The organism is Novosphingobium sp. KACC 22771, from assembly GCF_028736195.1.
Classification (GTDB): Bacteria; Pseudomonadota; Alphaproteobacteria; order Sphingomonadales; family Sphingomonadaceae; genus Novosphingobium.
Window position 1 is genome coordinate 2,429,336 of record NZ_CP117881.1, and the last position, 22,545, is coordinate 2,451,880.

Below are 22,545 nucleotides of genomic sequence, written 5' to 3' on the forward strand. Positions count from 1 at the left end.
TACTTGTCCTTTCGGGAAATGGGTGTTCAGCCGGCCTGTCCGCCGACCATCAGCCGGTCGATGCGCAGCGTGGGCTGCCCAACGCTGACATGCAGCGACTGGCCCTGCTTGCCGCAGGTCGCCATGCCGCTGTCGAAAGCCAGATCTTCGCCGACCATCGAGACATGGCGCAGCGCCTCATGGCCGACGCCGATCAGCGTAGCCCCGCGTACGGGGGCGACCAACCGGCCCTTTTCGACCAGCCAGGCCGCAATCGTGGTAAAGTTGAAACGGCCGGTGACGATATCGACCTGGCCGCCGTCGAATTCGGTCGCATAGATGCCGCGATCAATGGAGGCGATGATGTCCGCCGGATCGGCCCGCCCATTGGCAAGGAAAGTGTTGGTCATGCGCGGCATCGGCAGATGCGCATAGGACTGGCGGCGTCCATTGCCGGTCGAACGCGCGTTCATCAGCCCCGCGTTGAGCCGATCCTGCATCAGCCCGGTCAATATACCGTCCTCGACCAGCACGGTGCGCTCAGGCGCGGTGCCTTCATCGTCAATACCCAGCGATCCCAGCCGCCCCGCCATGCCGCCATCATCGATCACCGTCACGCCGGGAGCCGCGATCCGCTCGCCCAGCCTGCCATCGAAGGCGGAAAGGTGCTTGCGGTGATGGTCGCCCTCCAACCCGTGCCCCACTGCCTCGTGAAACAGCACGCCGGGATAGCCCGGCCCCAGCACGACCGGCATTTCGCCCACCGGCGCGGGTATGGCCACAAGATTGTTCAGCGCCATGACTGTCGCACTGGCCACCATCGCGTCGATCGAGGCCGCATCGAATCCTTCCAGCCCGGCATGCCGCCCAAGGCCCGCCTGCCCGCGCGCGCGGCGACCGTCCTGCTCGGCGATCACGACCATCGACAGAATGGTCATGGGCCGCACATCACCCGCCAGCATCCCGTCGGCATCGGCCACCAGCACCGTCGTGTCCGTCGCGCGGACGTTGGCATCGACCCGCAGGATGCGCGGGTCCTGCGCCCGGGCGCGTTCGTCAATACGTTCCAGAATGGCGATCCATGCGGATGCATCCTCGATTGAGACCGCATCAAGCGCAGGATAGAGATCATGAGCGGCAGCCCTGCGGCCCGGCGCGATGCCTTGACGGTCACGCCCCACACCGCCGCTCCGCTCCAGCGTACGCACCGCGCGGACCGTTTCGAGCAGGGCACCCTCGCGGATATCGGCAGAATGGGCAAAGCTCACCTGACCGCGATGAACCGAGCGCGCGCCAACCCCCTGCCGCATCGCAAAGCCGCCCTGGGTGACGCGCCCGCCCTCAAGCTGCCAGCTGCGCATGCTGCTGGCCTCAAAATAGAGATCGGCCAGATCCGCGCCGCGGCCCGCCAGTTCGTTCAGCGCCCTGCCAATCGCCGCTTCGTCAAGCCCCGAGGGGCCCAGCAATTTTGCGCGCGCGCGTTCCAGCGCGATTTCACCGCCGTTCATGCCCATCCCCCCAGTTGCATGTCCTCGATCAGGATTGACCCGGTGCGGATCGCGCCCATGCGCTCGACATCGCGGCCAACCGCGCGGATCCCGTTCAGCATGGCCGGAACGGTCCCGGCCAGCGTCACATCGGTAACGGCATGGACGATCTCCCCACCCTCGACCCAGAAGCCCCGCACCGCCTGTGTCCAGTTGCCGCTGGCAGGATCGGTCTTGCCGCCCTGAAAATGGGTGACCACCAGCCCGGTGCCCAGCATCCGCAGCATCGCCGCCCGATCTCCGCTCGGTGCCGTGCTGGTCAGCCGCAGATTGTAATAGCCATCGGCATTGCCGGTGGAGGCCATGCCCAGCTTGCGGCCGGAGAAGGTTGACAGAAACAGGCCTTCGACCACGCCGGACCGCAGGATCGCGCGCGTCGATCCGGCAATCCCCTCGCCATCGAAGCCGCCGCTCGCCAGCCCCAGCGGCTCGAACGGGTCTTCTTGCAGATCGAGATGCGCGGGCGCCAGGGCGCGCCCCAGAGGATCGGGCAAGAAACTCATCCGGCGGTATTGCGCCACCCCGTTCAGCGCCCCCGCGATAATATCGACCAGCGTCGCGGCGGTGCGCGGATCGAACAGAACCGGGCAACGGCGGCTGTCGATGGCCCTTGCGCCCAAGGAACGGCAGGCGCGGTCAGCCGCTTCCTGCGCCAGACTTTGGGCGGAAGAAAGGGCATCGGCCTGCCGTTCCTGCGATTGGCAGAAGTCGGAAATGCTGCCGCTTTCATCCTGCGCCAGCATCACCGTCCAGCGGGCGTCGTTCGAGCGCAGCGCGCTGCGGCAAAAACCATCGCTCGTCGCCAGAGCCCAGAGTCCTTCGGTCGTCGCCGCCACCGACTCCCCGGCGCGCAACCGGCTGTCCGACGCCGCAATGCCGCCCGCGATCCGATCCAGCGCGCCCGCCGCCTCCAGCATCGCTTCGGGGCTGCGCGGGCTATCGGCATAGAGTTGCGGCGCCGGACCCGAAAAAGCCAGCGCGTCGGGGGGCGGCAGATCGGCATCGGCATCGGGCTCAACATAAGCGGCAATCAGCATCGCCTCCTCGACCACGCGCTCAATGGCCGCCTTGTCAAACCCGGCGGTCGAGGCCGATCCCCGGCGTCCCTCGTGAACAACCGTGAGGCTCAGGTTCTGGCTGCCGCTGCGCTCGGCGGTCTCAACCTCGCCGCCGCGCATCGCGGCCTTGGCGACCCCCTCATGGTGGACCGAGGCGCGCGCCCGCGCTCCGCGCCGGGCCGCCAGTTCAACCGCCCGCTGCGCCGCATCGCACAGGCCCACCTCGCTGTGCGTCAACAGCATGGTCATGCCGTCTCCCCAAGTCGCGACAAGGTGGCGTGGCCATGATGCAACGTCAGGCGGTGGGTGTGATAGGACGCCAGCTTTTCGTTGTGGACGACGCTGATGATGGTTGCATCCGGCGCCGCGCCCAGCACAGATTGATAGAAATGCGCCGCATTGTCCGCATCGAGCGCGCTCGTCGCCTCGTCCAGCACCAGCAGGGTGGGCCGCTGGAGCAGGATACGCGCCATTGCGACCCGCTGCTGCTCACCCGGCGACAATTCATCCTGCCACATGCGCAGTTCGTGCATCGCCTCGGTATGCATTTCCAGTCGCACGGTCTTCAGCAGCGCCGCAATCTGCGCATCATCATGATCCTCGGCTCGGTCGGGGAAGCAGATCGCTGCCTTGAGCGTGCCGAGCGGCAGATAGAGGCGCTGCGGCACCAGCATGGCCTTGCCACGCTTGCTCATCGCCACGTTCCCCGCGCCATCGGGCCACAGCCCGGCCATGGCGCGCAGCAGCGTCGTCTTGCCGGTGCCCGATGGCCCTTCAATCACCCAGCGCTCACCATCGCGGATCGTCCAATCCGCAACTGACAGCAGGGGCTCACCATTGGGGCGACGCAGCATCAAACCGGTGGCGCTGATCGCCACGCCATCGGGCGTGCCGCCGGGTGTGAAGCCGATGCCGCGCGGACGATCATAATCGATCGCGTCTTCCAGCGCCTTCAAACGGTTGATGTTGGCAACCTGGCGCGCGATGCTGGGATAGGCCGCGACGATGTAGGACAGACTGGCCGCAAACTGGGTGAAAGCGTCGCGCGCACTCTGGACCTGGCCGAAGGAAATCGCGCCGGCGAAATATTTCGGCACGGTCAGAAATAACGGCACGACCTGCATGCTGCGCTGATACAGATCTTGCCCGGCGCTGAGCCCGGCATTGGCCAGCATCATCTGATAGAAGTTGCGGCGAATGTTTGCAAAAGCCATATGCAAGCCATCCTGTTCGACGCCCTGCGCTTGGGAAAAGGCGATCTGTTCGCCATTGCGCCGAACATGGAGCAACCCGGCGCGATAATCCGCTTCATAATGCTGTTCGCGCATCTTGCGGCGGACAAACGGCCTGCCGATCCAGCTGATGAACAATGTGCCGAAGATGACATAGGCGATGGAAAACCAGATGAGGTCGCCACCGGGCAGCGGGATGCGATAGCCAAACAGCGGGATCGCCAGCGGGGAAGAGGTTTCCAGCAGGATGGCCGCGAAGGCAACCGCGCGAACCAGGCTGAACACCATCGAGATCACGATGCTGAGCGGCGACTGGCCATATTCCAGCCCCATGGAAGTGAAGGCTCGCACGTCCTCGGCGATGCGCTGATCGGGGTTGTCGATCATCCGCAGCCGCTCGATCTCATAGAAGCGATCCTGAGCGAACCAGCGGCCCAGATACCAGTCGTTCAGCCATCGCCGCCACCGGATCGACAGCGTCCAACCGACGATATTGTGCAGGAACTGCGTCCCGATCGCGATCCCGGCGATCATCACGAACATGCCGACCAGCGACAGGAACAGCCCGCCCTGCCGCTGCTCGATCGCGTCGTAGAATTCACGCTGCCATTTGTTGGACAGCAGGAACACATAGGTCGTGCCGACCTCTATCGCGCAGTAACAGGCGAGTAGAAACCAGGCCCATTTCCAGTCGTCCGAGACGAAATAGCGCGTGCTCATCTTCCAGACATGGGCCCATCGCTCGCGGGCGGGCTGGGCGGACTGGAGACCCGCTTCGCGGCGGGCCTCCTCGACATTGGTGGGGGGCGGCATCATGGCTGGTGATTACCCGATCAAAAAAAGCGTTTGGAAATGGTCAGGCGAATGTTGCGCGGTTCACCGACCGGTACATAGGTATAGACTGAGGTCGACCCGTAATTCCGCCGGTTCAAGATGTTGCGGATGCCGATGTTGAAGTCGAACCCCTTGAAGCTCAGGAAAGCATTCGTATCGATCTGAGCCGATGGCGGCACCACATATTGGCCCAGAACGTCGGCGTAGGAACTCGACCGGCCATACAGACCCGCCGAGACGCCCCCGCTGACAGCATCGGACAGCTTCTTGCGATAGGTGGAATATACGCTGTACGTATCACGAGGCTGGTTCGCGACGACCTTCTGAGACGCGGTGGTCGTCAGCAGCGCGAATTTGGTGCGCGTCAGCGATGCCTGCAACGTCCATCCCGGGAACAGTTGCCCCGCGATGTTCAGATCGATGCCCCGCCCGCGCTGGCCCGGCCCCGGCAGGAAGAACCCCGGATTGACCGGATCCTGGACGATAATATTGTCCTGCTGGATATCGAAATAGGATGCGTTGATCGTCGCGCGCTTCTTGAAGATATCGACCTTGACGCCCGCCTCCTTGTTGTTGGTGGTGATGTTGGGCAGAACGGAGCCGTCTTTGGCCACCGCGAAGCTGGCTTGTTGGCCCTGAGCATAATTGGCAAAGATCGAGACGTTTTTCGTTGCGTCCAGAATAACGCCGCCGCTGGGCGACAGGCCGTTCTTGCGCTGCACCACGAGCGGGCCCGGGCCGGCGAAAAAGGTCTGCGACTGGGTTTCAAACCAGTTCTTGCGAACCCCACCCAGGAGCTTGATCTTCCAGAACTCGATCAGCCCCTGGCCGTAGACGCCCTCCTGCTTGCCGCCATTCCGGATCTGCACATCGCCGAAAGGCGAAAACGGTACGATGGGCCCGGTCGGGTAAGCGTTGAGATTGATGCTGGTGACGCGGGTATAGACCAGTCCGCTGCGCTGCGCACTGTCGCCGTCGCTGTAATTATACCCGACATTGAATTTCGCCTTCAGCACATCGCCGATATGTGTCTTGATCCGCAGGAAGCTGTCGACCGAATTGGCCGAGCCGTTTTGCTGCGACCCCTGAATGTCGGCGATCAGCGCGCCTGCACGGCTATAGCCGACATTGGCGGCCTGCACCGTCAACTGGGTTTCGTCGTGCAGCCCACGTGCGACGATCTCGACCCCGGGCACGATCTGTCGCGTCAGGTCAAAATAATAGCGATGGGTCGAGATGCGAATGTTCTGATCGGGCGAATAGATCGGGACCGATGGATCGCGGTTGATGAGTGTGTGCGTCTTGTTGTCGAACAGTGTGAAGGCGCCGACGCCGGTGGTCGCTTCGTTCAAACTGACGCCGATCACCACGTCGGTAAGGCGATCCTTGTAGCGCAGCGATGGTGCGACCAGCCAGCCCTTGTCGCCGGTATAGCCGCCGTAATTATGGTCCATCGTCTGCCCGCTGGCGATGAAACGTGCCGACAATTTGTTATCGAAGCCGATCGCGCCATTGGCATCGACAACGCCGCGCACCAGCCCAAGCGAACTCGTATCGAAGCTGACCGTACCTCGTTTATCAGCGCTGGGCTTCTTCGTCACCACGTTGATGTTGCCGCCCAGATTGCCGAAGCCAGCCATCAGCGCATCGGGGCCTTTCAGGACTTCGACCCGCTCGATACTGGCGACCGGCTGATCAGTCCCGGCAGAGACGCCGTATTGCGACGAAGCGGCCAGGCCGTTGACCAGCCCGCCTGCATAGAAGCCGCGAACAGTGTACTGGGCACCGCTATTGCCGGTGTTCAACTGGGCGGACACGCCGCCCGCATTGCGCAGGATGTCGGTGATGTTGAGCGCCTGCTGCTCCTCGATCGTCTTGGCGGTGATGACCTGCGTGTTGCGCGGCTGGTTGCGCAGACCCAGGCCGTTGCGGTCCGAGGTTGTCGCCTGACGGACCAGCACGCTGGTTTCGGCTTCGTCGCGCCGCGCGGTCACGACGATGTCATGAACGACGACCAGCCCTTCCTTGGCACCGGGGATGACGGTCAGGCTGCTGCCCTGTATCGCGACCTGAATCGCGCGCCGGGCGTTCGTTTCGCCATGTACCGGCCGGGAAACCTGTCCCTTGACCGCATCTGGATCGTAATTGATCGTTTCGCCCGTTCGCGCGGCAATCGCCTGAAGAGCCTGGGCCATGGGCATGGCAGGCAAATCGACAGCGGCGGCCTTGGCGCCTTGCGCCAAAGCGGGCATGGGTATGGCAGCGGTCATGAGCGAGAGAACGCCGAGACTTGCGGCGCTCAACAGGCAACGGGCTTTGACAGTCATATGCAACATGCAACCCCCCTTCTCCAAGGCCAAGCGCCATCCACGCACGAGCGCAGACGCCCGTCCGGTGAACCCAGGACCCTGTAATAAAACGAACTCGCCCTAAGGCGAAAAAACGGCCGCACCCAAGGCGGGCGCGACGATGGCCGTCCTCCTGATTGACGCCATTCCCCATCGTGGAACCGAAGAGCTCGTGGGAATTATCCGTCGAAAGAGAGGCTATGCTTCAAAAAGGTTACAGGCAAATTCGAAGTGTTCATGGCCTGCATGAACATCATCGATGCCCTCCTTTCCCCCTAAGGCTGATCGAGAAGGAGGCGACATAGGCCTCGATCTGCTCAACAAACCAGGCCAGCATCGGGTCGCGTCGCTTATGCGCCGCCCATTGCGCCACAAGAATGCTGCCTTCCTGAGCAAAAGGCGCAGCGACCGCCCGCACCGGCATGATCGAGGCGAAATACTGAAACAACCAACTGCTGCCGGTCGCGATCAGATCACTGCGGATGATGATCGCCGGCAAGGCTGCCTGCGAACTGGTACGCATGGCAATCCGGCGTGCCTTCAGCAATTCAGCGGTGTTCCGGTCAAGAGCAAGGTTCGGCAGCCGTTCATCATGCGCGATGACGTGGTGCGCGGCGCGATAATGGGCCTCGTCAATATCGACCTGATCGGCCAGTTTGGAATGGCCGGTCCATATCAGACACGAAACATATTCAGTCAGGATCGGCAGGGTTTCGAGTTCCGCCAATGCAGCGTCGGCGGGCAGCAGCAGCAGCTCGGCCCCGCGATCCAGCGCAAGATGCGGGGCATCGGCATTGAGCGGAATGATATTGACCGTCAGGCCCGGCGCGGCTTTCTGCAGACGTTGCACCACCGGTCCCAGCAGCATCTGCTCAACGACATCCGATGCGGCCACGGTGATCGTGCCGATGCTGACCAGCGGATCGAAGGACAGCGCAAAGTTGAACGTCCCATCCACATCGCGCAAAACCCGGCGCACTTCGCCACGCAACGCCGCGCCGAGCGGAGTGAGTTGCTGATCGCCGCCCGCATGGGTGACCAGATCGTCACCGAAATGTTCGCGCAAACGGCGCAGGGCGTGGCTCATTGCAGACTGACTGAGCCGCACCCGCCGCCCCGCCTCCGTCAGCGTCGGAGCATGCAGGATAGCATCAAGAGGATAGAGCAGATTGAGATTGAGCCGGTGGACCGGCGCCTCCTCGGCCCTATCACGGTTGCCCTCCCTTTCTCCTCTGGATCGATCAGTCCTCGTCACAACCGGTCCCCAAAACCTCTTTTCCCGATGCCGCCACGCATGATGACAGGTTTGCCGCGATTGAGGAACTGACTGAGGATCATTATCGCGGGCAGTTCAATGTCAAGGTTCTCGGCGTGCTCTTCAAGACGCAAGTTGCTGCATGACGCCAAGGCGGGGCCGCGCATGGTCTGGCTGGGCCAAGAGGCGCAAGGGGTGTTGGCTGGGATCGAGCACAATCCCATGCGTGATGATGTTTTCTTGAACGAACACAAGCGCCTCACCATCCCGCAAGTGGCTGGATGCACATCGCGATCGCAATAACTGAGGACAGAACCGGCAGCCCCTTCAGCGACATGAAAGCGAGATGGTGTGCATTGGATTGTGGTGACGAATAGACAGCAGGTTTGAAGCGGCAAATTTCAGTCTATGACGAACAGGGCAGCCCCGGCATGGCACAAGGGCTCCCTGAGTTTTGGCCAGACCGTGAGGGAAAATCTGGCCGGCAAGGATCTTCAGAAGCGGTCCATGTCCTTGGCTATCACGACCGGTCCCTTGAAAGACTGCTGGATCGCGGCGCGATAGCGCTGGTCGGCGTCGACCGAGCGCGAACCGCCCCCGGCCAGATGGGTAACCACCACGCGGCCCACGCCAGCCTTGGCGGCCATCGCACCAATTTCGCCGGGGGACAGGTGGTGGCGCGTGAGATGCTCGACCATGTGCGTCTTTTCCTCATCGGAAATGTGGCGCACGCGGTTGTTCATCTGGGCCAGCGTGTTGTCCAGATCGATCATCTCGGTCACCAGCATGTCGGCCCCCTTGGCCAGCGCCGTCACCTTGTCGCTGGGGCCGGTATCGCCGGTGTAGATGATCGAACGGTCAGGCATGTCGAAGCGATACGACAGCGAGCGGAAGAAGCGATCCTCCTGGCTGCCGGGCACAAAGCTGTAATGCGAATTGCTGGCCACGCGCACGGTGAAACCGTCGAGCTTGACCACTGCGCCATCGTCTAGCTCCACCACCTGAATGTTGGCGGCCGGATCAATCGCCACTTCGCCCGGAATGCCAAAGCCCGAACGGGCGCTGGGCCGCATCGCGGCGATCAGGCCGTTGACGACGTCCTTCATGCCGGGCGGACCATAGATCGTCAGCGGCGCCACCGCGCGCGATTGCAGGCGCAGGCCCAGCACGGCGAACAGTCCGCCCAGATGATCGAAATGGAGATGGCTGATCCAGATGGTGCGCAGGTCGGGGTAATCGGCGCCCGCGTCGGCCATGGCGGTCATGGCGCCATCGCCGGTGTCGATCAAATGGGCCTCGCCCTTGCGCACCAGCAGGTTGGCCGGTTCGTTGCGGCCCGGGCGCGGCATGGGGCCGCCCATCGTGCCCAGCGTGACCCATGTATAGGCGGCGGAGGCCTGAGGCGCGGGGCCAGGCGGTGTCTGGGCGGCCAGCGGCGCGGCGACCAGCAAGCCCGCCATGCAGGCCAGAACAGACCGGCTCTTGATCGATGTCAGCATCAAAATCTCCCTTGGCGCACGGGTTGCGCTTGAATCAGGATGAACGGGGTTCAGAATGAAATGGTCTGCAAGTCCCGCCCCAGCACGACGGGGCCGGAATAATGGGCGCGCACCTCGGCCAGATCCTGCTCGCTGACCGTGCCCACATGACTGAGCACCAGCTTGCCCACGCCAGCCTGCCGGGCCAGATCGCCAACCTGCGCGGGCGAGAGATGCTCGACGTCCATATGCTGGCGCACCTGGGGCGGCACGGCGGCGCGATCGGCGGCCGTGGCCATTTCGGCCACCAGAACATCCGCGCCCTTGGCAAATGTGGCGAGATCGGGCGAGGTGCCGGTGTCACCGGTAAACACCACCGATTTGGCCCCGATGGTGAAGCGATAGGAGAGCGATTGCGCATCGGGCGCGGCAGCCTTGTCGACCAGCGCGTAATGCGTGTTGGTGACGGCCGTCACAGCGATGGTTTCGTCCTTGAACACGGGGCCTTTCCCAGCAGCGGCCCCAATATCGCGCGCCGACAGGAACGCATTGACCGGGCGCATCGCCCCACTTTCCGCACCCCGGATCCGGGCGTTGACCGCCAGCATGTCACCCAGCGCCGTTGTCAGCCGCGTGGTGCCCGCAGGGCCGATCAGCGCCATGGCCTTGCCGCGCGTGGAATAGGAAAAGCTGGCAAGGCTGAGCAGCCCGGCATAGTGATCGTCATGCAGGTGGGTGAGGAAGACCAGCGGCACATCGCGTTCAGCAATGCCCGCCATGGCCAGTTGGCGCGACACGCCGCCGCCGGCGTCGATGAGATATCGGCGCCCATTCACCTCCAGCATGGTGGCGATCCCCGCGCGATCCACGCGCCCCCCCGGCCCGCCACCCGTGCCCAGCAGGATCAGGCGCGGGCCGGTGTTGGCCGGAACGGGGCTGGACTGGGCATGCGCCATGGTGCCCGCGAGACAGAGGAAAAGGGCGGCGAGGGAGGCCCGACGGGGTGTCATGCAAGGATGCCTTTCAAATGTCGGCGGCCGGATCGACAGGCCGCCGCAACGGTTTGTCCAAGATTAGAAGTGATAGCCCATGCGCACGCCGTAAACGCGCGGCGCGGCCAGCGTGCCATAGGACACGTTGAGGATGGGCCGGTTGCCCGCCCGCACCAGCACGGCGCGATTTTCAATGTTGTTGATGAAACCGCTCAGGCTCCAGCGTTGATCGGGTCCTTCCAGCGTCAGATAGGCGTCCGACATGCGATAGGCGGACTGCTTCTCGTTCTCCTGGAAATTGACGTTGAGGTAGAAATCAGACTTGATGGTCGTGCGCGCGCCCGCCACCAGCTTCATGCCGCTGCCCAGCTCGATGGTATGGGCATAGTCGAGGTTGACCGTCCACCTGGGCGAATAGACCGTGGGCTTGCCCGAGCAATCGGTATCGTAAAAGCGCGCGGCGTTGACGCCGGGGTTGGCCAGACGGCTGCCCGTCACAGTGCAACCCGTGGGCAGCGGCGCGCCGGTGTTCGAGAAATTGGCCGTTTGCAGGCTGTTGTAGCGACCGTTCAAATACTGGACGTTGGCGCTCAGCAGGTCATGTCTGGTAGGGGCAAGACGCAGCTCGACCTCTGAACCATAGATGCGCGAGGTGCCCGCGTTCACCGTCACGCCGCCCTGCGTGTAAAGGCCGCTGGAGGAGGGTACGCCGCCCACGAAAGAGATCTGCTGATTGGTGTAATCCCAATAGAAGGCCTCGATGTTGAACTGCAGGCGGTTGCCCCAGAAGCGGTTTTTGCTGCCCACCGTATAGGCGGTAAGCAATTCGGGGGCGAAAGTGTTGGCCGGGGGCGCGGCGACAAAGAAGCCGCCCGCCTTGAAGCCGGTCGACACGTTGGCATAGAGCAGCGAGCGCGGCCCGGCGTCAAATTCCACGCCTGCCTTCCACGTGGCCTTGTTGAAGGCCAGATTGCCGGTGAAGGCGGCGCCCAGCGGCGGGTTCACCACGCCCGGCAGGCCGCCAGCGGCCAGCGACGTGGTCTGGCTCTTGGTTTCATGCGTGTAGCGCCCACCGGCGACCAGACGCAGACGCGGCGTGACAAGGAAGGTCAACTGGCCAAAGCCCGCGACGCTTTCGGTGTGCAGCCGGGGGTTGAACAGCGTGGTCGACAGGTTGCCTTGCGAGAAGGCATTGATCGCCTTCTGGTCCTCGGCAAAATAGAAGCCGCCCAGCACATAGCGCAAACGGCCGTTTTCCTTGGAGGCAAGGCGCGTTTCGAGCGAGAGCTGGTTCGAGGCGTCGCTCACCTGAAGCTGGAAACCGGGCAGATAGGAGCGATAGTTGGACGCGCTGCGACGATAGGCCGGAATGACGGTGAGAGTGGCAAAGCCCAGATCGCCTTCGGTCTGGGCGCTGATACCCCAGAAGTTGCCGTCCATATAGCCATCGCCCCTGGGCGTCATGACACAGCCGCTGGTGATGAGCTTGCCCAGCCCGCCGCAGAAAGGCGGAGCGGCGACCGTCGAGGCATAGGATTGCAACGCGGCGACCGAGATCGGATCCGACCCGCCGATGCGCGCGGTCAACGCCGGGGCGCCCGCCACCGAGGAGGGCAGCAGCACATTGCCCGCGCCCATGCCATGCTGGTGATAGTAATCGCCCACCAGCGTCACCGACCAGTCGGCCGAGGGCTTCACCAGCAACGAGACGCGGGCGGCCTCGCCCTTGTCATCGTCATAGCCGTCCGACAGGTAGCCCTTGCGATCGACCACTTGCCCCGCCACGCGCAACGCCACGCTGGAACCCAGCGGCAGGTTGATCGCCGCCGAACCCTTGCGCGCGTCATAATTCCCGGCCTCAAGGTTGATGTCCCCGCTCAGTTCATTCAACTTCGGGCGGTTGGGCAAAACGTTGATCGCGCCGCCCGTGGCGTTGCGGCCATAAAGGGTGCCCTGCGGACCCTTGACCACTTCCACGCGCTGAAGATCGTAATAGACGCCCGAAGGGGCCGTGGGGCGCGCAATGAACACGCCGTTGAAATTGAAGCCGACCGCGTTTTCGGCATAGGAATTGCCGGCCTGCGTCCCCACGCCGCGCACATAAATGCTGGTCGTGCCGCCCGATGGCTGGACCGAGAGGGCGGGTGCCAGCCGCTGCAGGCTGGTCGTGTCGGACACGCCCGCGCGGATCAGTTCGCTGCCCGATACGGCGGTAATCGCCACAGCGGCCTTCTGCACGCTTTCCACGCGGCGCTGCGCGGTCACAACGATGTCCTGCAAACCGGGCGCTTCGGCGGCCGCGGCCGGAGCCTGGGCCTGTGCCGGAGCCTGGGCATAAGCTTGCGGCGCGGCGGCCATGCCAACGCTCGCCAACAACAGTTTGTGCAATACCTTCACGCTCATCGTCATCCCTCCCCTGTCGCTGCCCTTACTTCGAGCTTGCGATTCTTCATATGGGTACTACATTTGTAGAATTCATCTGTCCTTGTCAAGCGAGGCAAGGCAGGCGAAAGGCAGGAGCAATCAGCAGAGGGTGCTCAACATGATCGAACAGCGCGAAAACCCGGCCAATGCCGCCGGGCGCACCCGCGACAATGGCAACCGGCGCGAGGAACTGGCGCGCGCCGCGCTCGAGGTGCTGGGCGAGCATGGGAGCCGCGGCTTCACCCATCGCGCCGTCGATCGGCATCTGGGCCTGCCCGAGGGCACGACATCAGCCTATTTCCGCCGCCGCGAGGATCTGGTGGCGATGGTGATACGCCATGTCTTTGCCGCCGACGCCAAGCAATTGGACAACATCATCAACCGGATCGAGGAGGCATGCGGTGACCGCCCCACGGTCGAAGTGGTGGCGCAATGTTGCCATGACATGTGGCTGCATGTTTCGGCACAGGCGCGCGGAACCGATGTTCTGGCGCGCTATGAATGTTTCAATCTGGCCCGCCGCGAGCCTGAATTGATGCAACTCGTCGAAAATGTCATGCTGGCCCGCCAAACCCGGTGGGAGCCGATTTTCGAAAAGCTCGGTTCCAGTGATCCCTCGGCCTCGGCGCGTGATCTGGGCCTGCTTTTGCGTAGTCTGTTCTTTTCGGAAATCTTCTTTCCGGCAACGCTCTCACGATGCGCCAGCCCAATCGATTTGTCTTTCTTCATTCACGAAGTTACGCGCGCCACGGGACGAAATGCTCGCTGATGATACCCTGGTGTCCAGGCTCATATTCGCTGCGCTCAACGTGATGGATGGATCGGTGATCCGGCGTAATAGGCACCGGCATCAGGAATTCATCCGTTTCCGCAAAGCTCTTGACGCCCAGATGCCGGCTGACAAGGCGATCCACGTCATTCTCGACCATTACGCCCCCCCCCACACAGCCCAAGGTCCGTGGCTGGCTGGCCAGGAATCCGCGCTGGACATTCCGTTACGTGCCGACGTCCTGGTCATGGCTCAACGCGGCCGAAGGTTTCTTTGCCAAGCTAACCCGGGAGCACTTGAAAAACGGCGTATTTCGCCTGCAGGCAGCCATCAACCGTTTCATCAAGGAACAGAATCAGGACCCACACCCCTTCATCTGAAAGACCGATCCCGACGAGGTGATTGCCGCTATGCGCCGAGGGCACCAAACGTTGGATTCGATCCGCTAGTCCGTCACTCGCCCGTCCACACGAACGCAATCGCGCCCCCCGCTCTTGGCCTGATAAAGCGCCCTGTCCGCCCTTTCGAGGCAGGAGGCAAGCAGATCATGGGGTCCTACCTCCACAGCCCCCACGCTCATGCTGGGCATGGCAAAACCCAGAACGTCCATATCATTGGCACCGGGCAAGCGGGTACGCAGACGGTTCAGCAAATCGCCGACTTCATCCCCCGTCACGCCGGGCAGCAGCATCACGAACTCCTCTCCGCCGGAGCGTGACAAAAGATCGCCTTCACGCAAGGCACCCCGCAGGCGGCGAGCGAACTCAACCAACGCCCGGTCCCCGGCCTGATGGCCGAAACGATCGTTGATGCTCTTGAAATGGTCGAGATCGGCGATAGCCACGCAGACCGGCAAACCATGGCGGCGGCATTGCGCCTTGATCCGACGAGCCGCCTCCTCGAAACCACGGCGGTTGAGCAGACCGGTCAGCGGATCGACAATCGCCAACTGCCGCAACTCGTGAGCCAGATCCTCGGCCAGCAGGAAGAGCGCAAACAGGCCGATGCCTGTCAGGCTGGCCGGAACCCCCAGCAGATAGAAAGCACGATAGGGATCCATCGACATGTGCCCCCACGGCACGGTCAGGACGCCCAGCACCGTCAACACGGCGAAAAATCCGGCAAACAGCGCCATCATGGCCTGCGTCACCCGGCCCGCGGCAAGGCCCTCGCCAGACCCTTTGCGCAAGCTGTTGATGCCCAGTATCAACATGAGCGTAACATAGCTCGTCACCAATGGACGGTGCATCGGATTGGCCGGAAAGCACACAATAAGAGCGAAGCTGGCCAAAGCGACGATTGCGAGCAAAGCATAGATCCAGCGGCCATCACGCAAGCCGCTGCGTTCGCGAAAGCCAAGCGCGATCAGGGTAGCGCCAGCCAGCGAGCCCATGGTCGCCATCACCGTGATGGGGACGTGATCGTCCGAGGTAAGCAGGCGGACCGCCATAAGTGTATGGTCAAAGGTGATAAAGAGAAAGGCCGTGCCCCACAGGATGGCATGGCGCGCACGGCCAAAGCGCCAGAAAGCGGCAAGCAGAGCGATGGCAAGAAGCAGGCTGGTGGCAGCAACACCGAAAGTGGCCAGGGCAGAAACGATCATCTGAACCTTATAGCAAAATGCATAAGGCATTTCACTTAGTATGAACCATTTTTCCTAGGCCACGAATAACCTGCCAACAGGCCTGATTGCCGACCGATGTGTCACCCTCCGCACCAAATGAGGACAGTGGTTTTTGGTGGCGATGTGGGTCGCGCCCGACCCTATTGGGCCGTGGCGCTGGCTTAGGGCCTCCTCGATATGGCGCCGGTCGGCGACCATATCCCTTCGACCATATCGTTCAGGAGGATGCCGATGCCAGATCTGTCGCGCCCCGATTAACCAAACGCCTGGCCCTTCCCTTGCGCTTGCTGCGTTGGCGCGCCAGCCAGAACCACAGGCCGGTGACAGCGAAGAATGGCAGGCTCAGGCTGGTGATGAACAGGATGATCCGCCCGCCCATGCCGAAGAACGCGCCGCGATGGATTTCAAACATGCCGGTCAACACACGCTCGCCCGCCGGACGCCGGGCGTAAAAGTCAGCGCTCAGGACCTTGCCGGTGGCGCCATCCACGACCACCGCATCATCGGCGCGATTGTGCCTTGCCCCCTGCGGCAGGGCGCGAAACCGCAAGGCCGCGCCCTTTTCCGGCACAATCAGCGTGATCCTGCCATAAGCATGGCCCGAGGTGGCCTTTTCGAACCCCTGCCAGCCCAGCGCGAAATCGGGCTGCCCCTTGGCCTTCACCTTCTCTGCCCGCTCGCCGCCCAGCAGCGATTGAACGCCATTGCGATACCATTCAAAGGACCACCACAGGCCGGTCAGCGCGCTCAGCAGATAGACCGCCATCATCACGCCGCCCAGCAGCAGATGCAGTTCGCGCCACCACCAGCGGCCCGTTCGACCGCGCGGGATGGTGAGCCATGCCCGCCAATCGCGCGGCTTTGACGGCCAGCGCAGATAGAGCCCGCCAAGACCCAGAACGATCAAGGCAATCGCCGCGCTGCCGGTGATGATCCGCCCCGGCCCCTTGCCGTTGCCCGGCATGGCCAGCCAGCGGTGCAGCCGCTCCACCGAGTCAAACAGGGCCGCCGCCGGAAGCGGGCCAAGCAGGCGTCCATCGCGTTGATCGAAGAGATAGTTCTCACGCCCCTTTGCCTGTGCTGCTTTATCCACAAAACTGATGCGGGCGGGAACGGCGGGGTCACTGTCGATCTGCGCCCGCGCGATGCTCCTGCCGGGCTGCGCCTTGGCCGCACGCTCCAGCAAGGCCACCGGCGCCAGTGCAGGCTGCCCGGTATAGAGCGGGACTGGCTTGATCAGCATCGCCTGTATCTCGTCCTGAAACGACATGGCCGCCCCGGTCAGACCCATCAGGGCCACAACGAGGCCGAGCGTGAGCCCGAGCCAACTGTGGAGCGTCAACATCCACTTGCGGAGAATGATGCGAAAAGGCGGGCGAATCGATGTGCTCATGGCAATCAGTTATTGCAATGCACTCGCAATAGCAATAACTGCCGCCGCGAATTGCCGTTCCGGGGAATTCGCCAAGGGGAATTTATCATGCTGCTTCTCATCGCCGCCGCCAACGTCACCGCCATGACCGAAGCCCCGCAGGCCGAGCGCCCGCTCGACGATGACATTGTGGTGACCGGACGCAAGGAGACGCCCTATCGCGCCGAAGTTGTGCAGGTCGGCGCCTTTCGCAACCAGTCGCTGCTCGACACGCCCGCCAATGTTGCCGTCATCACCCGCGCGCTGCTCGACGATCAGGGCGCCAAGGGGCTGGATGATGCGCTGCGCAACACGCCCGGCATTACCCAGCAGTCCACCAGCCCCACCACCAGCAACAATTTCGCCTCGCGCGGGGTGCTGCTCAATGCGCGCACCAATTATCGCCTCAACGGTGCGCTGCAGATCATCAACCTTGGCCCGATCCCGGTGGAAAACAAGCAGCGGGTCGAATTGCTCAAGGGTGTTTCGGCGCTCTATTACGGGCTGAGCACGCCTTCGGGCATCGTCAATGTCGTGACCAAACGGGCGACGGACAGGCCGGTGACCAGCTTTTATGTCGATGGCGATGCGGAAGGCAGCATCGGCGGCGGGGTGGATTTCGGGCGCAAGCTGGGCGCGGATCAGAGCATTGGCCTGCGCCTCAACGCCTATGGCTCGCATGTGGAAACTCCCATCAACGGCGTGAACGGCTATCGCTATCTGGCCAGCGGGGCCTTTGACTGGAAGGCGAGCGAAAAGCTCTCCTTCAAGCTGGACGCCGAACATTACCGCCGCGCCACCGACGAGCCGGGCGGGATTACCCTGCCCACGGCGGTCAATGGCACCATCACCCTGCCCGCCATTCCCGATCCGCATAATCGCTATGCGCCGGTGAATGCGCCCTATCGCACATGGGTGACCAATCTGCTGGGCCGGGCCGATTATCTGCTGGGCGGCACATGGTCGCTGCGCGCGGAAAGCGGCTATGCGAGCACCCGCCGCCAGCGCATGATCGCCAATATCGCCCGTTATAACCGCAGCACCGGCGCAGGCACGATCACGGCGACCTATACGCCCGATCAGGACTATTCCAATCTCTACTGGCGCGCCGAACTGGCCGGAGAAGCCAATACGCTTGGCATCCGCCATGAATTGCTCTTCGGCTATGCCCGCAACCGCCAGGTGCAGGCCGATCAGAACCAGCAATCCTATGCGGCCGTGGCGCAGAATCTCTATGCGCCGACGCCTCTTTCGCTGGCATCCCTGATCCCCACCACACGGCGGCTGACACCGGGCAGCGTGAACATCGACACGGGCCTTTATGCGATGGATCAGGCCCATCTGGGCGAAAAAGTGCTGGTGATGGCCGGGCTGCGACATGTCGATTACCGCACCAGGTCGGCCAGCAGTGATTTCGCCCTGCGCACATGGACGCCGACGGGCGCGCTGGTGCTGCGCCCAACGGCGGCCACCAGCCTCTATCTCAGCTATATCGAGGGGCTGGAAAGCGCAGGCACCGCGCCCGACGGTACGATCAACGCGGGCGCCGTGCTGCCTGCGGTGCGCAGCCGCCAGTGGGAAGTGGGCGGGCGGGCGCAGGCGGGCGGGCTGATGCTCTCGCTCGGCTGGTTCCGCATCAACCGAGGGCTGGCCTATACCGACCTTTCGACCAACGCTTATATCGTCAACGGGCGTGCGCTGCATCAGGGGGTGGAGGCCTCGGTGCAGGGCAATCTGCTGCGTCAGCTTTCCATCGCGCTGGCCGGGCAATATCTGGTCGCCCGCCAGCAGCAGACCGGATCGGCGGCGCAGGACGGCAGGCTGGTGGACAATGCGCCGCGCTGGTCCGGCTCGGCCTTTGTCAATTGGCACCCGGCCCCCCTGCCCGCATTGGGTCTGAATGGCGGGGTCTATTACACCGGCCAGCGTTTTACCGATGTGCTCAATCAGGGGGTACTGCCCGCCTATGCCACGCTCAGCCTGGGCGCCAGCTACAAGCTGATCCTGCCCGCCGGTCGCGCGATGACGCTGCGCGCCAATGCCGACAATGTTACCGACAAGCGCTATTGGGCGACCGGCGGCAGCACGCTTTACGTCGGTTCGGCCCGCACGCTGCGCCTGTCTGCCAATGTCAGCTTCTGAGGATGCATCCGGTGTGAGCTGCCGTCGGTTCGATGGACAGGATGATAAGTGTGGCCTGACCACAGCAACGAGGCGGCGAGATCGAAGCTATTCTCGCCGGCCTTGCCGCCGCGCCGTCCGGCGCGGACGCGGAACAGGATTTTCATAGACCAGCGGCAACATATGCGACAGATCGCTTTGCACCAGCGCCTGAAACAGGATCTCATTGGTGTCCTGAAGCTCGCGCAGGAAAATATAGCGATGGAAATCGTCGGGCAGCGCATCGAGCGCACGCCGCCGCCGCTCGATCTGGGCCTCCAGCGTGCCGACATGGGGCGGCAACATTCCGTGGAGGCCGAAATGATTGCGCTCCTCCTGCGTAAAGGCGGTGCCCTTGTTGGTCAGCGGATCGCTCAGGAGCGCTCTTGCCGTGCCGTAGCCATGCTGGGTCATGATATCCTCGTGTCGTTCAGAAGCGGAAGCTGATCCAGCCGGCAAAGAAATCGGAACTTTTGAAACCCGCATTGGTCAGCGCCGGGCCCGCGTGCAGATGCTCATACCGGCCGGTCACGGACAGATGGGGAGACAGGGTCCAGACGGCCTGGGCGCGGGCGGTTTCGGCAATTTTGCGCCCGGCCGCGTTCTGGGTTCCGGCAAAGGCCGTGCCATTGGCGCGATAGACCGCATCATGCACCGTTTCGCGCCATGAAAACTGATATTCCAGCGAAACGCGCAGGCTCGATGCAGGCTGGAAACTGACATTGGGCGCGATGGCGATCAGATTGGTCGGCGTGGCATAAAGCTGATAGCTGTAATAGATATTGTTGCCCAAGGGCGCGAGCGCGGTCTTCAGCTTGCCCGTGCCATAGGCCCCGCCGCCGGTGGCATAATCAGCATGAATGCCCACGCGCGGCGCCGAGTGTTTGCGCCCCAGCCGATAGGATTGCGCCATCAGCACCTGCCAGGCCGCGATCTGGCGATTGTCATAGTGTCCGCCCTGATAATTGACGGTCCAGTCGAGATTGACCGGCCCGGCATCGCCCCACAGATGCAGACCGTAGAATTCGCGCACTTCATTGGCGGTTGTCGGCCCCCAGACCGCCGCCGTATTGCGCAGGCGCCAGTAAAAGGGGTCGAAATAAAGCTTCGATCCGCCCAGCCAGTCATTGGGAATGCGCAAGCCGCCCGAAATGCCCGAAAACCGGCGCGTATCCTTGTTCAGGTCGTCGCCCGTGCCCTGTTGTCCGGGGCGGGTGGGGGTGAAATCAAACATGTCGATCCGGACGTTTCGCGCCTTCGCCCAGCCCCGGATGCCGTTATAGGACAGAAAGATCGTGTTGTTGTCGCGCGGGACCAGCAACAGATTCGGCCCGTCGGAAAAGGTCTGGCGGCCATAGCGCACGCCCAGTTTGACCCCGGCCACCTTGGCGGTGACATCGGCAAAGGATTGCTGGACAATGGCAGTATTGTCGAGAAAGCCCGATGGCGTGCCGATATTGCGCCCGGAAATCCCCGCATGGGCCAACTCGCCATAGACGCGCAAATGCGGCCCGATATGCAGATCCGCCCCGCCCACGATGCGGGCGATATCCTGCCTTTGGGCCTGCGCATCTTTCAGGTCAGGGTTGGTGGTCTCATTCACGCGCAGCCGCAATTCGCCCGAGAGTGTGAGATAGATACTGCCCGCTGCATCGACCGGGATGAATTTGAGGTGGTCGATGGCGCTGCGCCGTTTGGCCGGATCGCGCAGCTTGCTCCAATCCTCGACCCAGCGCGACTGGTTATAGCCCGCGCTGGTTATGCCGTCGCCCGCGCCATCGGCCGGATAGGCTTCGGACAGGGGCGCGGCCAGCGCCTGACTGACGCGATCGGGCGGGCCGATCACCTGCGCATGGGCCGCAGCGCCGGAAAAAAGGGCGAGCAAAAGGGCAGCGCCGCCGCCGGGGCGTCGCGAAAAGCTGGTCATGGGGGAAGCTCTCCGGTCTGTTGGGGCGGTCTTGGCGCCGCCCCTTTTGTCTGGTTATTCTGCGGCCTGCGGGGCCTGCGCGGGGGCGAAGGGCGCGCTGGCGGCGGTCCCGCCATCAAGGGCAAGCGCCAGTTGTGCCGTGTCCAGCTTGCCTTCCCAGCGCGAGACGACGACCGTGGCCACCGCATTGCCGATGAAATTGGTCAGGCTGCGGCATTCGCTCATAAAGCGGTCAATGCCCAGGATCAGCGCCATGCCCGCCACCGGCACGGATGGCACGATGGACAAGGTGGCCGCCAGCGTGATGAAACCCGCGCCCGTTACGCCCGCCGCGCCCTTGGACGAAAGCATGGCCACCGCCAGCAGCGACAATTGCTGACCAAGCGAAAGATCGACGTTGCAGGCCTGCGCGATGAACAGCGCGGCAAGCGTCATATAGATGTTGGTGCCGTCCAGATTGAAGGAATAGCCGGTGGGCACGACAAGGCCGACGATCGACTTGGGGCAACCGGCCCGCTCCATCTTTTCGATCAGACTGGGCAGCGCGCTTTCGGACGAGGAGGTGCCCAGCACGAGCAGCAGTTCATCCTTGAGATAGGCCACCAGCCGGAAGATCGAAAAGCCGCAGGCCCAGCCCACCAGACCCAACACCACAATGACGAAGAGCAGCGAGGTGAGATAGAAAGTGGCCACCAGCCCGGCCAGATGGACCAGCGCCCCGGTGCCATATTTGCCGATGGTGAAGGCCATGGCGCCAAACGCGCCCAGCGGAGCCGCCCGCATCAGGATCGACACCACCTTGAAAATCGCCAGCGACACTTCCTCCAGCGCCGCCACAAGACGCGCCGTGCGATCGCCCAGCAGGGCAAGACCTGTGCCCATCAGGATCGCCACGAACAGCGTCTGCAAAATGCTGCCCTCGGACAGCGCGCCGACGAAAGTGTCGGGGATGATGGCCATCAGAAAGCCTGTGACGGTGGTTTCATGAGCCTTTTCGGCATAACCGGCGACCTTTGCGGCATCGAGCGTTGCGGGGTCGATGTTCAGACCCGCGCCGGGACGCACCATATTGGCCACGATCAGCCCGACAAACAGCGCCAGCGTGGAAAAGGTCAGGAAATAGGCAAAGGCCTTGCCGGCAACCCGCCCCACCGAGGCCAGATCGCGCATACCGGCAATGCCCGTCACGATGGTCAGAAAGATGACCGGCGCGATGATCATCTTGACCAGTTTGATGAAGGCATCACCGATCGGCTTCATCGCCTCGCCCCATTGGGGGTGGAAATGGCCGAGCAGAACACCTGCGGCAATGGCAAACAGAACCTGGACATAGAGATGTCCATACCAGGGGCGGCGCGTGTCGGAGGGCGACGCGCTGGCGCCTGCAGGGGCGATGTGATGCATGGCTTGGCCTTCAGTCCTTTCCTTGGGCCGTGGCGAACCTTCTGTGGGTTCGTGGCCTTGCACCGAGCTTATGGCCGGGCGGGATGCGGGAAAAAGACGCAAG

Annotated in this window: 15 protein-coding genes and 1 pseudogene; 3 read left to right on the forward strand and 13 right to left on the reverse strand. The window is 63.1% G+C overall.

The genetic code is table 11. The features are described 5' to 3' along the window. Positions 1-26: 26 nt before the first annotated feature. The 8 genes from PQ467_RS11155 to PQ467_RS11190 all read right to left on the reverse strand — a co-directional run bounded on the left by PQ467_RS11155 (position 27) and on the right by PQ467_RS11190 (position 13,126). Complete coding sequence (locus PQ467_RS11155; protein WP_274173477.1) at positions 27-1,487, reverse strand: metallopeptidase TldD-related protein; 1,461 nt, start codon at positions 1,485-1,487, stop codon at positions 27-29. After that, positions 1,484-2,833 carry a TldD/PmbA family protein gene (locus tag PQ467_RS11160; RefSeq protein ID WP_274173478.1) on the reverse strand — a complete coding sequence of 450 codons (1,350 nt, stop codon included), beginning with the start codon at positions 2,831-2,833 and terminating at the stop codon, positions 1,484-1,486. The genes PQ467_RS11155 and PQ467_RS11160 overlap by 4 nt, the downstream gene beginning before the upstream one ends. Then, entirely contained in the window at positions 2,830-4,632 is a 1,803-nt protein-coding gene (locus PQ467_RS11165; RefSeq protein ID WP_274173479.1) for an ABC transporter ATP-binding protein/permease, read from the reverse strand. Before PQ467_RS11165 ends, PQ467_RS11160 begins: the two co-directional genes overlap by 4 nt. Before the next feature lie 17 nt (positions 4,633-4,649). Continuing rightward, positions 4,650-6,986: a TonB-dependent siderophore receptor gene (locus PQ467_RS11170; RefSeq protein ID WP_274173480.1), complete on the reverse strand. Its 2,337-nt coding sequence runs from the start codon at positions 6,984-6,986 to the stop codon at positions 4,650-4,652. Positions 6,987-7,251: 265 nt separating this feature from the next. Further along, complete coding sequence (locus PQ467_RS11175) at positions 7,252-8,253, reverse strand: LysR family transcriptional regulator (RefSeq protein ID WP_274173481.1); 1,002 nt, start codon at positions 8,251-8,253, stop codon at positions 7,252-7,254. A 494-nt stretch (positions 8,254-8,747) separates the two neighbouring features. Then, positions 8,748-9,752: an MBL fold metallo-hydrolase gene (locus PQ467_RS11180; protein WP_274173482.1), complete on the reverse strand. Its 1,005-nt coding sequence runs from the start codon at positions 9,750-9,752 to the stop codon at positions 8,748-8,750. 50 nt (positions 9,753-9,802) lie between these two features. Next, positions 9,803-10,741: an MBL fold metallo-hydrolase gene (locus PQ467_RS11185; RefSeq protein WP_274173483.1), complete on the reverse strand. Its 939-nt coding sequence runs from the start codon at positions 10,739-10,741 to the stop codon at positions 9,803-9,805. 63 nt (positions 10,742-10,804) lie between these two features. Beyond that, the gene (locus PQ467_RS11190) at positions 10,805-13,126 is read right to left on the reverse strand and encodes a TonB-dependent receptor (protein ID WP_274173484.1); all 2,322 of its coding nucleotides are present in this window, start codon (positions 13,124-13,126) and stop codon (positions 10,805-10,807) included. A 139-nt stretch (positions 13,127-13,265) separates the two neighbouring features. Here PQ467_RS11190 and PQ467_RS11195 point away from each other — a divergent pair, with 139 nt between their 5' ends. Both PQ467_RS11195 and PQ467_RS11200 read left to right on the forward strand, forming a co-directional pair. Next, a complete protein-coding gene (locus PQ467_RS11195) occupies positions 13,266-13,916 on the forward strand; it encodes a TetR/AcrR family transcriptional regulator (RefSeq protein ID WP_274173485.1) in 651 nt (216 codons plus the stop codon). A gap of 22 nt (positions 13,917-13,938) precedes the next feature. Continuing rightward, positions 13,939-14,365 (forward strand): annotated as a pseudogene (locus PQ467_RS11200) (transposase); the annotation flags it as partial. On the opposite strand, the gene PQ467_RS11205 reads toward PQ467_RS11200, so the two are convergent. Together PQ467_RS11205 and PQ467_RS11210 are read right to left on the reverse strand one after the other, a co-directional pair. Continuing rightward, entirely contained in the window at positions 14,362-15,519 is a 1,158-nt protein-coding gene (locus tag PQ467_RS11205; protein WP_274173486.1) for a GGDEF domain-containing protein, read from the reverse strand. The pseudogene PQ467_RS11200 and the gene PQ467_RS11205 overlap by 4 nt on opposite strands. 238 nt (positions 15,520-15,757) lie before the next feature. After that, positions 15,758-16,933 carry a PepSY-associated TM helix domain-containing protein gene (locus PQ467_RS11210; RefSeq protein ID WP_274173487.1) on the reverse strand — a complete coding sequence of 392 codons (1,176 nt, stop codon included), beginning with the start codon at positions 16,931-16,933 and terminating at the stop codon, positions 15,758-15,760. A gap of 87 nt (positions 16,934-17,020) precedes the next feature. Here PQ467_RS11210 and PQ467_RS11215 point away from each other — a divergent pair, with 87 nt between their 5' ends. Further along, entirely contained in the window at positions 17,021-19,093 is a 2,073-nt protein-coding gene (locus PQ467_RS11215; protein ID WP_274173488.1) for a TonB-dependent siderophore receptor, read from the forward strand. Positions 19,094-19,180: 87 nt separating this feature from the next. Here the strand turns inward: PQ467_RS11215 and PQ467_RS11220 are convergent, their stop codons facing one another. From PQ467_RS11220 to PQ467_RS11230, 3 genes are read right to left on the reverse strand one after another with little or no spacing between them, the layout of a single operon-like run. Then, on the reverse strand, positions 19,181-19,525 hold the full coding sequence (locus PQ467_RS11220; RefSeq protein ID WP_274173489.1) for a hypothetical protein: 345 nt from the start codon (positions 19,523-19,525) through the stop codon (positions 19,181-19,183). Between the two features lie 16 nt (positions 19,526-19,541). After that, positions 19,542-21,038 (reverse strand): alginate export family protein, encoded by a 1,497-nt coding sequence (locus PQ467_RS11225; RefSeq protein ID WP_274173490.1) that lies wholly within the window; start codon positions 21,036-21,038, stop codon positions 19,542-19,544. Between the two features lie 54 nt (positions 21,039-21,092). Beyond that, complete coding sequence (locus PQ467_RS11230) at positions 21,093-22,442, reverse strand: dicarboxylate/amino acid:cation symporter (protein WP_274173491.1); 1,350 nt, start codon at positions 22,440-22,442, stop codon at positions 21,093-21,095. Positions 22,443-22,545 lie beyond the last annotated feature (103 nt).

Coding starts and splice junctions, on each gene's coding strand:
- PQ467_RS11155 (WP_274173477.1), bottom strand. CDS start 1,487: ATGAACGGCGGTGAAATCGCGCTGGAACGCGCGCGCGCAAAATTGCTG.
- PQ467_RS11160 (WP_274173478.1), bottom strand. CDS start 2,833: ATGACCATGCTGTTGACGCACAGCGAGGTGGGCCTGTGCGATGCGGCG.
- PQ467_RS11165 (WP_274173479.1), bottom strand. CDS start 4,632: ATGATGCCGCCCCCCACCAATGTCGAGGAGGCCCGCCGCGAAGCGGGT.
- PQ467_RS11170 (WP_274173480.1), bottom strand. CDS start 6,986: ATGTTGCATATGACTGTCAAAGCCCGTTGCCTGTTGAGCGCCGCAAGT.
- PQ467_RS11180 (WP_274173482.1), bottom strand. CDS start 9,752: ATGCTGACATCGATCAAGAGCCGGTCTGTTCTGGCCTGCATGGCGGGC.
- PQ467_RS11185 (WP_274173483.1), bottom strand. CDS start 10,741: ATGACACCCCGTCGGGCCTCCCTCGCCGCCCTTTTCCTCTGTCTCGCG.
- PQ467_RS11190 (WP_274173484.1), bottom strand. CDS start 13,126: ATGAGCGTGAAGGTATTGCACAAACTGTTGTTGGCGAGCGTTGGCATG.
- PQ467_RS11195 (WP_274173485.1), top strand. CDS start 13,266: ATGATCGAACAGCGCGAAAACCCGGCCAATGCCGCCGGGCGCACCCGC.
- PQ467_RS11205 (WP_274173486.1), bottom strand. CDS start 15,519: ATGATCGTTTCTGCCCTGGCCACTTTCGGTGTTGCTGCCACCAGCCTG.
- PQ467_RS11210 (WP_274173487.1), bottom strand. CDS start 16,933: ATGAGCACATCGATTCGCCCGCCTTTTCGCATCATTCTCCGCAAGTGG.
- PQ467_RS11215 (WP_274173488.1), top strand. CDS start 17,021: ATGCTGCTTCTCATCGCCGCCGCCAACGTCACCGCCATGACCGAAGCC.
- PQ467_RS11220 (WP_274173489.1), bottom strand. CDS start 19,525: ATGACCCAGCATGGCTACGGCACGGCAAGAGCGCTCCTGAGCGATCCG.
- PQ467_RS11225 (WP_274173490.1), bottom strand. CDS start 21,038: ATGACCAGCTTTTCGCGACGCCCCGGCGGCGGCGCTGCCCTTTTGCTC.
- PQ467_RS11230 (WP_274173491.1), bottom strand. CDS start 22,442: ATGCATCACATCGCCCCTGCAGGCGCCAGCGCGTCGCCCTCCGACACG.